Origin of the sequence: Halorubrum sp. ARQ200 (genome assembly GCF_005435115.1) — an archaeon.
Taxonomy (GTDB): Archaea; Halobacteriota; Halobacteria; order Halobacteriales; family Haloferacaceae; genus Halorubrum; species Halorubrum tropicale.
Map to the genome: position 1 here is coordinate 86,329 of NZ_SGTZ01000007.1, position 14,714 is coordinate 101,042.

A 14,714-nucleotide genomic window follows, 5' to 3' on the forward strand; every position below is an offset into this window, starting at 1 on the left:
CGTCGGGCCATCCGGGCCGCGCTCGCCCCGCCGAAGCGTGCGTTTATGACCGGTCGGGCGCCAACCGGTGGTAATGGCAGTCGCCGCCCCAGTCCCCGACCTCGCCGACCGCGCGACCGACTGCGCCGACCGACTGCGCGAGGCCGGCCGGGTGCTGCTCGCGTCGCACATCGACGCCGACGGTATCACGAGCGCCGCGGTCGCCTCGACCGCGCTCGCCCGGGCCGGGATCGACCACGAGGTCGTCTTCGAGAAGCAGCTGGACGCCGACGCGATCGCCGGCGTCGCCGCCCGCGAGTTCGACGTCGTGCTTTTCACCGACTTCGGATCCGGCCAGCTCGACGTGATCGCCGACCACGAGGAGCGCGGCGACTTCGTCCCTGTCATCGCCGACCACCACCAGCCGGCCGACCGCGACACGCGCTACCACCTCAATCCCCTGTTGGAGGGGATCGACGGCGCGAGCGAGCTCTCCGGCGCCGGCGCGAGCTACGTCCTCGCCCGCGCGCTGGAGGGGCCGAACGGCGACAACCGCGACCTCGCCGCGCTCGCGGTCGTCGGCGCGGTCGGCGACATGCAGGACTCGGACGGCGGACTCGTCGGCGCCAACGAGTCGATCGTCGCCGACGGCGTCGACGCCGGCGTCTTGGAGGCCCAGACCGACCTCGACCTGTACGGCAGACAGACCCGCCCGCTCCCCAAGTTCCTGGAGTACGCCTCGGACGTGAAGATCCCGGGGGTCTCGAACGACGAGACGGGCGCGATCGCCTTCCTCACCGACCTCGACGTCGACGTGAAACGCGACGGCGAGTGGCGGCGCTGGGTCGACCTCGACGGCGGGGAGCGACGGACTCTCGCGTCGGCGCTGATGCGCCGCGCGGTCGCCTCCGGCGTCCCGTCCGACCGGATCGAGGCGCTCGTCGGCACCGCCTACACGCTGGTCGACGAGAAGCCCGGCACCGAGCTGCGCGACGTCAGCGAGTTCTCGACCCTGCTCAACGCCACCGCGCGCTACGAGCGCGGCGACGTGGGGCTCGCGGTGTGTCTCGGCGACCGCGGCGACGCCCTCGCGGAGGCGCGCCGGCTGCTCCGCACCCACCGGCAGAACCTCTCCGAAGGGCTCCAGTGGGTCAAAAACGAGGGCGTCACCCACGAGGAGCACCTCCAGTGGTTCGACGCCGGCTCCCGCATCCGCGAGACCATCGTGGGCATCGTCGCGGGGATGGCGGTCGGCTCCCCCGCGGTCGACCGCTCGAAGCCGGTGATCGCCTTCGCCGAGGAGAGCGCGACGGAGCTGAAGGTGTCCTCTCGCGGCTCGCACGCGCTCGTCAGACGGGGGCTCGACCTGTCCGCGGTGATGCGCGAGGCGAGCCAGGCCGTCGGGGGCGACGGCGGGGGCCACGACGTGGCCGCGGGCGCGACGATCCCGACCGACGAGCGCGACGCGTTCCTCGCCGAGGCCGACCGGATCGTCGGCGAACAGCTCTCCTGAGCCTGTCCGGCCGCCGCGCCGCCCGCGGCGACCCGCTCGCCCGTCGCTTCAGGTTGACGATCGCCTGGTCGACCGGCCTGACCACGAACGCGGGCGTCCACCCCGTGGCGAGGTACGAGCCCGCGGCCGCGCCGGCCGCCGCCGCGAGCGGCGCGTCGCGCTGTTCGGTAACGTCGATCATACACTACCTCAGGATCGCGGTCACTTGAACCACGCCCGCAACGGCCGCTGCGCCCGCGGACACTGCCGTCGTCGCGCTGCGACCGAACGCCCGGGCCGGCCATCGCGCGTCTCGTCGCGTCATGCCCCCGACGAGGTCGACGGCGGGGATATAGATTCTTCAACGACCGGACAACATCCGTTCGGAGTCCGCCTCGGATCCGTTCAAACTTCGTTCGGTATCCCGCCGCAGTCGGCGGGTTCGGGCAGTCGCTCTCGGTCGGAGCACCATAGACGTTTTCCGTCGGAGCGCGGTAACGTTCGGCTCGCGCGCGCGAGCGACGAAGAAACGCTGTCGCGTTCGGCGCCGCGTCGGAAGAATCGAGCGAGCGGTGGATCGCGGGTCGGTCCCACTGCGGGAACGCCGGGCGGCGGCGCGTCAGGCCTCGCCGAGGTCGCGGAACATCGCGCGGTAGTCGTCGGTTGACAGCAACTCGCCGAGGTCATCGATGTCGGCGTCCAACTCCGCCAGCCGGTCGACGAGTTCGGTGTACGCCTCGCTGCCCTCGCGCTGGGCGGCCGGCTTCTGGGAGTTGAGCACGGCCCGCTTGCTGGCGAGCGCGGCGGCCTCCTGAATAAGTTCGTCGTACTCGCTGCGCGTGAGCAGCGTATCGATGGCCGCGAGCAGCTCACTGCGGCCAACCGGCTTGGTGAGGTACAGGTCGAACCCCATGTCGATGATGTCGAAGTCGGGCTCGACCGCGGTGACCATCGCCACGCGGCAGTCGTACCCCTCCTCGCGGATGTGTCCCAAGACGTTGTCGCCGCTCCCGTCGGGGAGGCGGCGGTCGAGGAGCACCACGTCGACGGTAGCGTCGACGCGGTCTATCGCGTCGGCGGCGGTCTCGGCCACGTCGACCGCGTATCGCTCCTCTAAGAAGCCGGCGTACAGCGCCGCGATGTCTGGTTCGTCCTCCACGATGAGTATCGACGGATCGGTCACCGTCGATCACCGCCGGGAGCGACCGGACACGCTTCACCGGGCATACACGAACGGGCGGCGTGTCGAGAGATAAAACTGTCGCCGTCCGTTCGCTCGGTGTACCGAACCGTCTTTTATATACTCCGGCCGTGTAAGGGGAGACGAATGTCAGAACTCGTCTCCACCGGGGTCGAGGGGCTCGACTCCATTCTCACCGGCGGCATCACCCAGCGGTCGACGGTCCTCGTCTCGGGGAACCCGGGCACCGGCAAGAGCATCTTCGGGATTCAGTACCTCCACCACGGCGTCTCCGAACACGGCGAGCGCGGCGTCTACGTCTCCTTCGAGGAGGACGAGGCGGACATCCGCGGCGCGGCCGAGTCCGTCGGCTTCGAGGGGTTCGACGAGATGGTCGACGACGGCGACATCGTCATCCTCGACAAACGCGAGATGCTCCGGGAGACCGACTTCTCGACCGCGGTCGACCGGCTACTCGACACCGTCGAGGACGGGGAGTTCGACCGGCTCGTCCTCGACTCGCTGTCGATGTTCCAGCTGTTTTTCGACGCCGAACAGGAGAAGCGCACGTACCTGCTGAAGTTCTCCGACATCCTCAAGGCGAACGGGCTCACCTCGCTGCTCATCAACGAGCAGGGCGCCGTCTTCCCCGACACGGAGGTCGGCTTGGAGAACTTCCTCACGGACGGGAACATCTACTTCATCCAGACGCCGACCGACTCGGGCGTCAACCGCTACGTCTGGGTGGCGAAGATGCGGAAACAGGACATCGACACCGACATCTTCCCGATGGAGATCGGGCAGGGCGGGATAACGGTTCACGAGCGCGCGGGGGGCTTCTCGATGATGGGCGGCTCCGACGACCAGCCGTCGTTCTGACGGATCGGAAACCGCCGGGGAACGGCGTTACGGAGAATCGAGGAGAAAGCCTCGCGCTTTAGCGCGGGGATGAATCCGACACTACACTTCACACTCCACCGTTCGATGGTACGGCTGGATATTCCACGCTGAGCAAATACACACCTTCAAGTAAGTATATCTACATGGGTTACATATGGCGAAACAGGTCGTTACCCGCACCTATACTGCTTCCATACGGAACCAGCCGCGGGTGCAAGACGACCTTGATTCGCTCGGGTTCGCTGCCTCGAAACTCTGGAACGTCGGACGGTGGACATGTAGCCGGATCTGGGACGAAATCGATCACATCCCGAACCACAACGAACTCACCACGTACCTCAAAACCCACGAACGCTACGATGACCTGCATTCGCAGTCAAGTCAGCGAGTCCTTCAAGAACTCGCTGAAGCGTTTAACGGCTGGTACGGCAAACGACGTAACGGAGACACGAGAGCGAACCCGCCCGGCTACCGCAAACACGGTGACGAACACCCGCGTTCCACAGTCACGTTCAAGCAGAAAGGATTCAAACTCGACACCCAGTACAACCGCGTTCGACTCTCAAAGGGGTCGAATCTCAAGGAGTATTGGTCGGACTTCATCCTGTGTAAGTACCAGACTCGCCCCGACGTTGATCTTTCGACCGTCGAGAACGTCCAACAGGTTCGGACAGTTTGGACGGGTGAGAAATGGGAACTACACTTCGTCTGTAAGGTTGAAGTAGAGGTGGCTGAAGCCCCCGGTGAGAAGGCGGTGGGCGTTGATCTCGGGGTCAACAACTTTGCCGCGCTTGCCTATGAAGACGGCCACAGCGAGCTGTATCCGCTGAACTGTCTGAAGCAGGACGACTACTACTTCAGCAAGCGGATTGCCCGGTGTGACGACTCGAACTCTGAGCAGGCCACCCGGCTGAACCAGAAGAAATCGGCTCGTCGTACCCACTATTTCCATACGCTCTCGAAACACATTGTTGAACGGTGTGTTGAGCAAGGCGTTGGAACGATCGTAGTGGGAGATCTCTCGGGAATCCGCGAAGAGGATGACTCTGACGAGTCGAAAAACTGGGGCAAACACGGCAACCTCGACTTACACTCGTGGGCGTTCGACCGATTCACCGACCTCCTCGAATACAAGGCGGAGATGGAAGGTATCACCGTCGAGGAAGTCTCCGAGGAAGACACGTCGAAGTCGTGTTCGTGCTGTGGTCGCAAGCGTGACGCAAACCGTGTTGAACGCGGACTGTATGTCTGCGATGAGTGCGGGACTGTGGCGAACGCGGACGTGAACGGTGCTGAGAACATTCGACAGAAAGTATCTCCAAGTCCCGCCACAGATGGCGGTGATAGGAGTAACGGCTGGTTGGCACAGCCATCGACGTTCCTGTTTGACAAGGAAACTGGTGCATTCGTACCTCAAGAACGGGCCACGTCGTAAACCACAATATCCCAACCCAGCGGCACGGTGCCGTGGGAATCCTCGCGCTTCAGCGCGGGGAGGATGTCAATCTCGCGTTGAGAGGTCGCGCCAGACGTCATCGAGGCGATTCTTCACCGCCGACCGCTCTTCTACCTCGACCGTGAGCCCGTTGCGGAAGTCGACCTCGACTCCGTCGACCTTCCGACGGTACACCTTCACGCGCCGGTGTTCGTCGGAGAGCGGGCGGTCGTGTAGTTCGAGGAGGTCCGCCTCCTCTAACTCGTTGATCCGTCGGTAACACGTCGCGATCGGGACGTCCAGCTGATCGCTGAGGTCCTGCGCCGACTTCGGGTCGCTCGTCGCCGTCAGGATGTCTGTGTTGTATTTGTTACCGAGTACGGTGATCAGATCGTCCTCCACCATTCACGTTATCGAGACTGATTTTGTGTCTTATAAGGGTACCGGTGAGTGCCCCGGGTGGCAATCCTCGTGATCTGGCGCACGGTATGGGACCACGGGCGGTTCGGCGACTCGAATCGGTCCGCCGTGTTATCGCCGCTGATACCCGCTCCCGTGAGTTTATCACCGCCGTTCGAGTAGGAGGTGTATGGAGCTCATCGAGGGGTTGTACCTGGTGACGACCACCGTGCTGGCCGGCGCAAGCGCGACGCTCGTCGCGTTTGCCGTCGCGGCGTATCGGTCGTCCGGCCGCACGGCAATGGCGTATCTGGCTGTCGGCTTCGGACTCGTCGTCATCGCGGCGATCGGGACGCCCGCAGTCGCCTTCCGGACGGAGTTCGGGAACGCCGAGGCCCTTTTGCTGATCAACACCGGACTGCTCGCGGCGTCGATGGCGCTCGTCGCCGGGAGCCTCGCCGTCTACGAGCCCGGAACGCAGGAGTTCGTCATCCCCGAATCGGAGCTGTCGCGCCTGCGCGATCGGTGAAAAACGAGGCCCCTCTAACCGGTTCTGCTGTCTCAGTTCGCCACCGAGCCGGCCTCCCCGACGCGTTTTTGATTTCGCGTCCCGTAGTGATGTCGATGACAAATTGCTGTCGTGGCGGGGGTGCGAGCACACGAACGGCGCCGCGCCGGCACCGGACGGACGAATCGATCCGACGCTGGGAGCACCGGCGATGACGACCGCCGAGGCCCGCGGGGATCGCTCGACGGTCGCTCGCCTCTCCGACCTCGCCGCGCGCGCCGGCGTGGGAGCCGGGGTGACGGTGCTCGTGAGCGTCCTGCCGGTCGTCGGCCTAGTCGCGCCCGCGGTCGGCGCCGGCGTGGCGAGCTGGACCGACGAGGCCGAGGCGCCCCGCGGCCCCCGGATCGGCGCCGCGACGGGCACGCTGGTCGCGCTGCTGTCGCTGCCGCTGACGTTCCTCGCGGTCTGGGTCGCTGCCGCGGTGTCGCCCGCGGCGACCGTCGGCGTCCTCGCGCTCACGCTCGTCGGCGCCGCGTACGTCGTCGGCAGCGGCGCGCTGGGCGGCTACCTCGCCGATCGCATCGCCGCGGAGCGCGCGTCCCCGCGCGCGGCGCCCGCCGGTGACGACGCGACCGCGCCGGTGGAGCGCCTCAAACACCGCTACGTCGAGGGCGAGCTCACGGACGCCGAGTTCGAGCGTCGGCTCGACCGCCTGCTGGCCGCCGACCGTGAGCAGGAGCGCTCCGCGACGCGGTCTCGGTCCGGGCCAGCAGGCTCGAAGACGCGCGAACGCGAGCGCTGACGCCCCTCCGGCCTCCCGGCGCGGACGCGCGGCCCGACCCACCGGGCGCGTTCCCTATTTCTCCGACCGGCGATTCGCTCCGTCACCCGTCCGACGTCGAAGCGCGCTATCCGCCGGTTCGTTGTTCTCAACAGATCCAAAACTGATACCACTGCGCGGATTTCATTGATATATTCTGTAACTACTGATATACAAATAATACTAAAAACGCACGACTGCAAGTGTTTATCAATCTAGATAATCAGACGCGTGATCTTAAGTAGGAATTCCCCATCGCTAACGATAACGCCCGCCGGGCAGGCCGGGGGCCGACGCAACACAACCAATGTTCGAAACCATACTGGACGAGGAAGAGCGCGGTCAGGTGGGGATCGGGACCCTCATCGTGTTCATCGCGATGGTGCTGGTGGCGGCGATCGCCGCCGGCGTCCTGATCAACACGGCCGGATTCCTCCAGACGCAGGCGGAGGCAACGGGCGAAGAGAGTACAAGTCAAGTGAGCGACCGGCTGCAGGTCGTGAGCCAGTCGGGGGATTTCAACGATCCAAACATTGAGGAACTTGACTTTGTCGTCGCGCAGGCACCGGGTGCGAACAACATCGATCTCAATGAGGTTACAGTCGAACTAGTTGGGACTGATGGTCAAGAGACGTTCCAGCTTGACAACAGTGCCGCAACCGTCGAGATCTTCACAGACACTAACGGTGACGTGGTTCTGACAGACAACAGCGACCGTGCGACGATAAATCTTGATCTTACCGGATCTGGTCTTGATTACACGCTTCAAGAGGGTGATAGCTTGTCGGTAACGTTCACTACGTCAAGTGGTGCGACAACGACAACAGAGATTCGCGTGCCGAGTACCGTGGTTGATGACACCGTGAGGCTGTAACTATGTTTGAGAAAATCACGAACGATGAACACCGTGGGCAAGTGGGGATCGGCACACTCATCGTGTTCATCGCGATGGTGCTGGTGGCGGCGATCGCCGCCGGCGTCCTGATCAATACAGCCGGCTTTCTCCAAACCCAAGCAGAAGCAACAGGCGAAGAGAGTACCGACCTTGTCTCTGAGCGGATCGACGTGACCAGTTCTGTCGGCATTGTCGGAAGTGAGGGAGATGGTGAACTGAATCAAATTCGGATTAGTGTTAGTGGTGCTGCCGGTGCGGACCAGATCGATTTGAGTGAGACGACGATTCAAGCGGTTGGTCCGAATGGACAAGCGAACCTCGTGTTCACTGACACCGATGCAAACGGAAACAGCCCAGGTTCCAATGGCTTCGATCCTTCCACTGACGGCTGGGCAACACAGATCGACCAAGGCGAGTTCGTGGTTCTTCAGAACGGGAACATCGCCTCGGACAGCGAGGCAGTCCTCAACGACGACGACCAGTTCACCATCGTCGTTAACCCTGCTGCTCAGCCGTTCGGCGATCTTGATGGCTCCGACTCACCGAGCGGCGTCTACGGGAGCAGCCAATTTAATTTCGCGCACGGGGATAGTAACGCTGTCTTCGGCCAGGGTGACTCGTCTTCACTTGACATAGTTTCACCGTCGTCGGCGACGACGTCGATCGAACTCACCGCGCCCGACCTGTTCAACACTGACGGCGAAGCGGTCCGGCTCTAGTATTTCAGAATATTTTCATATTTTTAGTTTCCTTTTATTCTGGGTTATCGGTAGACTCAAACCCATTATTGATAAAGATAATTTGGACCTGCAGTTTATATGATTGTTCTTACTCTCAGCGAGTACGGCCCGCGACCGGAAGTCACGGGTGCACACAAGATGTTCGAGATAATCACAGACGGGGAAGAGCGCGGTCAGGTGGGGATCGGGACCCTCATCGTGTTCATCGCGATGGTGCTGGTGGCGGCGATCGCCGCCGGCGTCCTGATCAACACGGCCGGATTCCTCCAGACGCAGGCGGAGGCAACGGGCGAAGAGAGTACAAGTCAAGTGAGCGACCGGCTGCAGGTCGTGAGCCAGTCGGGAACGTTTGAGACATCCCCACGAACAAGTAGCGAACAGATCACGGAGCTTGACTTCGTCGTCGCGCAGGCTCCAGGTGCCAACAATATCGACCTAGAAGAAGTTTCAGTTGAGCTAATCGGTACTGACGGCCAAGAGACGTTCGAGTTGTCCGACGCTGCGGCTACGATTGATATCTTTACAGGAAACGGAGTCGTACTAATCGATAACAGTGATCGCGCCACTGTGAACCTCAATCTCGACGCGACCGACACAGGCGACGAACTGCAGTATGTCCTCGAAGAGGGTGATAGCCTGTCTGTGACGTTTACGACATCGAGCGGCGCAACAACGACGACAGAGATCCGCGTGCCGAGTACCGTGGTTGATGACACCGTGAGGCTGTAACCATGTTTGAGAAAGTCATAAACGAAGAGGAGCGTGGTCAAGTGGGGATCGGGACCCTCATCGTGTTCATCGCGATGGTGCTGGTGGCGGCGATCGCCGCCGGCGTCCTGATCAACACGGCCGGCTTCCTCCAGACGCAGGCCGAAGCGACGGGCGAAGAGAGCACCGATCTAGTCTCTGAGCGGATTGATGTGAACAGTGAAGTTGGTATCGTTTCGGACGCCAGTGCTGGCGAGCTCGGAGAGATTCGGCTTGGGGTTGCTGGTGCTGCAGGTGCAGACCAGATTGACCTGAGTGAGACGACGATTCAAGCGGTCGGTCCAGGTGGTCAACAGAATCTCGTGTTCACGCCTGTGGCGTATGCGTACAACGTCCCAGACGCCTCAGGTCCGGACGCCATTACCATTCAGAATACCATCTCAGTTGACGAACAGACCGTGGAAGTTGATGTGGGTTCGCTCAGCAACGGAGATCAGATACAAGTCACGAATCAAGACGGATCTGGGTCTGTTACTGTGGACGCTGAGGACAGTCAGATTAATACCATTGACATCTCTAGTTTCAGCATCAGCTCGGGTGACTCCATACAGGCAGAACTGCTCGATTCTAGTGGAAATTCGCTTTCCGGGCCGGTGACGGCAACTCAGACTGCCTCAGTCGAAACTAATTCGATCTCGGAACTCGGCCCGAATGAATTTGCGGTTGAGTCTGGAGGCAGTTTCGTGGCGAATCCAGTACTCAATGATGACGAGCAGTACACGGTCGTAATCAATCCCGGTCAGGGGGCCTTTGACGATGGAACCGCGTTCGAACAGGGACAGACCGCCACGCTCGACATCGTCTCACCGTCTTCGGCAACGACGTCTATCGAGCTAGCTGCCCCTGACCTCTTCACCGCGGACGACGAGGCGGTTCGACTCTAACCGTCTTCGAAGCCCGCTGAATCACCTACATGACGGATCCCTCCGCCCGGAACACCTATTTTCTCGCGTCACCACGGCTACGCCATGAGTGACCACGACGCACCGGCGGCCGATCCGGATGCCCCGCCGGCCGACCCGGAGGAGCTCGACTTCACCGACGACGAGAACGTCGTCGAGATCGGGCAGGGTCGCTACGTCGTCGGGACGAACGGTCGCCCCAACGTCAGCCGCGGACGCGGGCAGCGGCGCGCACAGCCCGCGGACGACTCGGGGTTCACGACGGCCGAGCCGACGAACCCCGACGAGCGACGCCCCGCGGGCGACGACCCCCGGGCGAGCGCGGCCGGTCCCGGCGTCGGCAAGCGCGGCCAACAGGGCGGCGGGCAGCCCGGCGGCGGTCAGCCGCCGCCGAACGCCGCGCGGGGACGGGGGCAGTCCCGGCCCGACCCGGGCGGCGAGACGGTCGACCGCCAGTCGGTGAGCCGGTGGCTGGCGAACTCCTTCGACGACGACGGGTTCACCTACGGGATCGACGCGACGCTCCACGTCGACGGCGACACCACCCGGCAGCGAATGGTGTCGAACGACGTGACGGCCACGTTCGACTCGCTCGTGTCGTGGTTCGCGTCGAACGCCGGCCCGAGCTCGCCGACGCCGGAGACGCTCGGGCTCCTGCTCGTCGCGAGTGAGACGACTGTCGACGTGCCGCCGGTGGCGATCAAGCGCTTCGCCGCGAGCCAGGGGCTCTCGGCGAGCGACAGCATCGGCGACTTAGTGCGCGTCGCAGAGGACGAGGGCGGGTTCCGGATCGAGTAAGACCGGTGGCAACCCAAATGAACCGCTCGCTAAACTCCCGTGAAACCCATCGAATTGACAGCGATTCCACAGCGATTCTCCCCGAAAACATCCGCTGAAACCCCCCATATCCGGGATGTTACACCGACTGGGTCCGGCCGCAGTAACACCTCTCGAAAACGGGTGTCACGACCGCACGCGCCCGACTCAACTCTTGTGACATGGGGACTCGCTCTCGATTCGGTATTATCGGTCGCTGCGCTGCTGAAAACCACCAGCCGGCTGGCGGGTCTGAACACTGCCATCTCAACACGGTACGGGTCGTCCGCTCGTCGCGGGGTATAATATATCACTGAGTGGATACCGCAGATTCGTCCGAACACCCCCGGTGTTCCCGGGGTGTTTTGGGAGAACGGGTTTAGCATATCACGCGTCGTAGATATTTGACAGGCGATCCGCGTGACCGTCCCCGTTGTGTGGTGGCCGTGAAATCGCTGTGTTTTGTATTGTGATGGCGGTTCCCGGCTGGTACGGCTACCGCTCTACGTTTGATCATCCTCTCAAGTCTGGTGCTGGTGCGGGATGACACGCGTTCTGACACGGAGCTACTGCGGCGGGGCAAACGGGTGTAACTCAGGGCGCCGTCGGCCGCTTCTCTGTTGGGACGGCTGAAGCGCCGGACGTCGTCTGCCGTGTCGTTTCACAGCGGCAGCGTTGTCGCTCGGGGCTCTATCTCTCAGCATTAACCAACACTTCGTAGTATCTCATCGAGTGTTGGTTAATAATCTGCGTCACACAACAGCGCGGCCGTGTTACAGGAGAACGAACAGCGCAATGCCGATCAGCGCGAACACCGCGTAGATCCCCGCCATCACCCCGCGTTTCAGCGGGCTGCCGAGCGGCTCCGCGGTGAGCCGCCGGATCGGCGGCAGGATCGCGATCCCACCGAGGATCAGCGGCCACGACTCCGCGGCCGGCACCCGCGTGAGCGCGACGACGATCGTCCCGTAGCCGAGGACGTACGACCCCCGCCGCCAGAGCTGCTCGCGGTCCGAGAGCTCTTCCATGGACGGGAACGTGTCGTTCCCGCTCGAGCCGCCGCCGTCCGAGCCGCCGCTCCCCGCGACTTGCTCCGCCTGTCGCTGGACGTACTCGTCGAGCTCCTCGGCTGCGTCCTCCGTCTGCGGGGCGCCGCACTGGGCGCAGTAGCGCGCGTCGTCGTCGACCGGAGCGTCACAGCGGGGACACGATGGCATCTTGGCGTGGATCGGGCGCCGCCCGGGCTTAATTCTTCGGACCGAGGACGACGCTCACTTCGGGCGATTTCCGCCTCGTCCCCTCGTTACGACCGCTCTTGTTACATGCCCTGATAATCGGGAGGGTACGCTTTAGTTGGTGACCCGCGGAGTTGTCGGCAACCAAGCGCGGGCCGTCGTCCGGCCCGCACTCGTTGCCCACGCCCTCATGACACTGGAACGCGACGACACGGCCGACGCACGCTCAATGGACCCGACAGTGACCGACGGCGACCGGCCAGTTGACTCCGCGAAGCGCGGGCGCCACCGAGCGGTCGGACCCAGGCCGTCGCAGCGTCAGATGACCGCGGCCGCGCTCGTCGCCCTCGTCGTACTCGCCGGCGTCGTCGCGACCGCTCCCGTCGCGGCCGGCCTCGCGGTCGGTTCGTCCGCGTCCCCCGTCGCCGCCGGACCGGCCGCGCCCGTTGCGGTCGAGGCCCCAGGCCCGGTCGCCCCGGCGGACCGCCCGGAGATTGACGGGGGGTTCTCCCGGCCGACGTACACCGGCGTCGCGGGCGACCCGATCGAGGTCAGATACACGGCTAGCAACTCGGATGGGCCGACGTACCTGCTCATCGGTGGCAACCGGCTCAGCGACACGGGCCAGCCTGTCGGCTTCGTTGATGTTGTCAAAGTTTCAAACACGAGCGACTTGACCATCAACACGCGGACGCTCGGCACGGACGCCACTAATGTCGAGAGCTGCGGGCTGGACACAACGTCGTGTGATTTGAAGTTCGTCGATGAGGATGGGAACCTCGTCGCCGAGAACCTTAGCGCGCTTCCGAGCGCGACCGGGGCGGGCGGGCTCGCTCGCCCGCTGGTCCCCCAGCGGTATCGGCTCGCAATCACCAACGGGACGTTCGTCGTGGATAACTCCGGCGTGGTGACGCCGACCGCGAGCGCGGACCAGGCCGACCTCGTGTTGGAGAAACCGAAGTTCAGCGAGGAGATTGCGGTGTCTACCAGCATCGACCCGGCCGCCCTCGAAAAAAACACTGACAACCAGTCACTTGATTCGCTCCGGAATAACGGGCTCGACCGGACTGCAGTGACGAAAGGGAACCGGGTCGTCCTCGGCTTCGAGGCGACTGGAATCTGGGGCGCGCTGTCGCACTTCGCCGCGGAGCGGGACGCGGGGCCGATCGAAGCCGGTCAGGAAGTGGACCCCCGCGTGCTCACCGACCTGCTGACCGCCAACGAGGGAGTGTCGCTCCGGGTCCGTGAGACGAATCCCGGCCGGAACGAACCTCGCTCGACGCTGGACCTGTCGCGCGCCGACGTGGACGACATCAGGCTCTTGATTGCGGACGCGAACGAACTCGAGACGCCGGATACACCTGGCCGCTTCTACCTTGTTGTCGACACGAGCGACGGCGGCCCGTTCACCCAGGATCCGGAGCCAGGTGACAAGTTCACCGTCGAGTTTGCGCTGGAAGGAACTGAGGGCAAGCGGTACACCTTCGCGGACGACTCAGCGCCCCCGGCCGCATTCAACGCTTCCTCGACGACTGACAATGCTGTTTCACAACAGTTCCCGTATTGGGGAACCGACGACGGTACAGTGCGCGCCGAAGCAACGTTCACTGTACGGGAGCGGTTCCTCCGGTATGACCACGTCACTGACGACGGGGAGATACTGGTTGAGGCCGATAATGGCCGCGTCACGGGAACAACCTCACTGCTGCCCGTGCGCGAAATGACCGCGACGTTCGTCAACGACGCCGGTGGTGCGCCCTTCCGCACGGAGTCCCCACTAAAAATCGCGGACGGGAACTTCACCGCTGATCTCGATCTCAATGACACCAATCTCGGCACACGGCTGAACTACGAGCTGTACGAGGGGTCCACGCTCCGCGACAGCCGGCCGGTCGTCGTCGTGAGCGACGCCGACAACCCGGACGAGTTAGCGATCGACGACGCCCCCGACAACGTCACCGTCACCGAGGGCGGGAACCTCTCCGCGCTCCGGGCCGTCGCGCGCAACGCGGGCGGCCTCACCGGCGAGGGGGAGCTCACCCTCTCCGTCGACAACGGTAGCCTCGGCGGCTCGTGGGGCGTCCGGCTCGCGCCGGACGAGTCCCGGACCTACGACTTCGCCTCCGTGACCGCCGACCTCGACCCCGGTCAGTACCCGTTCACCCTCCGGCTCGACGGCGACACTCACGGCGGGACGCTGGTCGTCGAACGGGACCCGGCGACGACGACGATCGACGACGAGGGCGACGGGAGTGCGGACAACGGCACCAACACCGGCGACGGCGGCGCGGACAACGGCACCGACGCCGACGGGGGCAGCGACGGCGGCGACTCGGAACCGAACTCGACCGCCCCGAACGGGTCGGACTCCGACGGCGACTCGAACGGCACCGAAATCGGCGACGACGGCGGCTCCGACGAAACGAGCGACGGCGACGCGCCCGGCGACGACGAGCCCGACTCCGTGGGCATGCTCCCGCTGCCCTTCGGCACCCGCGAGGCGTTCGGCGGCACCGTCCTCGTCGGCGCGATCCACCTCCTCGGCCACTGGGTCTGAGGCCCTCCTCGGCCGCCGACCCGCGGCGCGCTTCCCAGACGCCGCCAGCACCGCTCCGTCCCTGTTCTCAGCGCTGAGAACCGCGGGG

14 protein-coding genes are annotated in these 14,714 nt (G+C 64.1%); 11 read left to right on the top strand and 3 right to left on the bottom strand.

Annotated elements, in window-relative coordinates; all coding sequences use genetic code 11:
- The first annotated feature begins 73 nt into the window (after window positions 1-73).
- Entirely contained in the window at window positions 74-1,492 is a 1,419-nt protein-coding gene (locus EXE50_RS10310; RefSeq protein WP_137705021.1) for a DHH family phosphoesterase, read from the top strand.
- A 598-nt stretch (window positions 1,493-2,090) separates the two neighbouring features.
- Here EXE50_RS10310 and EXE50_RS10315 read toward each other — a convergent pair.
- Window positions 2,091-2,654, bottom strand: a complete 564-nt coding sequence (locus EXE50_RS10315; RefSeq protein WP_121599984.1) for a HalX domain-containing protein — start codon at window positions 2,652-2,654, stop codon at window positions 2,091-2,093.
- A gap of 144 nt (window positions 2,655-2,798) precedes the next feature.
- On the opposite strand from EXE50_RS10315, the gene EXE50_RS10320 reads away from it, so the two are divergent.
- Entirely contained in the window at window positions 2,799-3,530 is a 732-nt protein-coding gene (locus tag EXE50_RS10320) for an ATPase domain-containing protein (protein ID WP_121598121.1), read from the top strand.
- 175 nt (window positions 3,531-3,705) lie between these two features.
- Window positions 3,706-4,986 (top strand): RNA-guided endonuclease TnpB family protein, encoded by a 1,281-nt coding sequence (locus EXE50_RS10325; RefSeq protein ID WP_137705022.1) that lies wholly within the window; start codon window positions 3,706-3,708, stop codon window positions 4,984-4,986.
- 66 nt (window positions 4,987-5,052) lie between these two features.
- Here the strand turns inward: EXE50_RS10325 and EXE50_RS10330 are convergent, their stop codons facing one another.
- Window positions 5,053-5,391: a helix-turn-helix domain-containing protein gene (locus EXE50_RS10330; RefSeq protein ID WP_137705023.1), complete on the bottom strand. Its 339-nt coding sequence runs from the start codon at window positions 5,389-5,391 to the stop codon at window positions 5,053-5,055.
- A gap of 184 nt (window positions 5,392-5,575) precedes the next feature.
- Between EXE50_RS10330 and EXE50_RS10335 the strand changes: the two genes are divergently transcribed.
- The 7 genes from EXE50_RS10335 to EXE50_RS10365 all read left to right on the top strand — a co-directional run bounded on the left by EXE50_RS10335 (window position 5,576) and on the right by EXE50_RS10365 (window position 10,816).
- Window positions 5,576-5,914, top strand: a complete 339-nt coding sequence (locus EXE50_RS10335; protein ID WP_137705024.1) for a hypothetical protein — start codon at window positions 5,576-5,578, stop codon at window positions 5,912-5,914.
- Between the two features lie 190 nt (window positions 5,915-6,104).
- Window positions 6,105-6,695: an SHOCT domain-containing protein gene (locus EXE50_RS10340; protein ID WP_137705025.1), complete on the top strand. Its 591-nt coding sequence runs from the start codon at window positions 6,105-6,107 to the stop codon at window positions 6,693-6,695.
- A gap of 325 nt (window positions 6,696-7,020) precedes the next feature.
- Window positions 7,021-7,587: an archaellin/type IV pilin N-terminal domain-containing protein gene (locus tag EXE50_RS10345; RefSeq protein WP_137705026.1), complete on the top strand. Its 567-nt coding sequence runs from the start codon at window positions 7,021-7,023 to the stop codon at window positions 7,585-7,587.
- Between the two features lie 2 nt (window positions 7,588-7,589).
- Window positions 7,590-8,327, top strand: a complete 738-nt coding sequence (locus EXE50_RS10350; protein ID WP_137705027.1) for an archaellin/type IV pilin N-terminal domain-containing protein — start codon at window positions 7,590-7,592, stop codon at window positions 8,325-8,327.
- A 159-nt stretch (window positions 8,328-8,486) separates the two neighbouring features.
- The gene (locus EXE50_RS10355; RefSeq protein ID WP_137705028.1) at window positions 8,487-9,077 is read left to right on the top strand and encodes an archaellin/type IV pilin N-terminal domain-containing protein; all 591 of its coding nucleotides are present in this window, start codon (window positions 8,487-8,489) and stop codon (window positions 9,075-9,077) included.
- A gap of 2 nt (window positions 9,078-9,079) precedes the next feature.
- Window positions 9,080-10,000 carry an archaellin/type IV pilin N-terminal domain-containing protein gene (locus tag EXE50_RS17460; protein WP_241982672.1) on the top strand — a complete coding sequence of 307 codons (921 nt, stop codon included), beginning with the start codon at window positions 9,080-9,082 and terminating at the stop codon, window positions 9,998-10,000.
- Between the two features lie 84 nt (window positions 10,001-10,084).
- Window positions 10,085-10,816 (top strand): hypothetical protein, encoded by a 732-nt coding sequence (locus tag EXE50_RS10365; protein WP_137705029.1) that lies wholly within the window; start codon window positions 10,085-10,087, stop codon window positions 10,814-10,816.
- Between the two features lie 791 nt (window positions 10,817-11,607).
- Here EXE50_RS10365 and EXE50_RS10370 read toward each other — a convergent pair.
- Window positions 11,608-12,051 (bottom strand): zinc ribbon domain-containing protein, encoded by a 444-nt coding sequence (locus EXE50_RS10370; protein WP_137705030.1) that lies wholly within the window; start codon window positions 12,049-12,051, stop codon window positions 11,608-11,610.
- 208 nt (window positions 12,052-12,259) lie between these two features.
- Here EXE50_RS10370 and EXE50_RS10375 point away from each other — a divergent pair, with 208 nt between their 5' ends.
- Window positions 12,260-14,626, top strand: coding sequence for a BGTF surface domain-containing protein (locus EXE50_RS10375; RefSeq protein ID WP_199241432.1), 2,367 nt, complete (start codon window positions 12,260-12,262; stop codon window positions 14,624-14,626).
- Window positions 14,627-14,714: the final 88 nt, after the last annotated feature.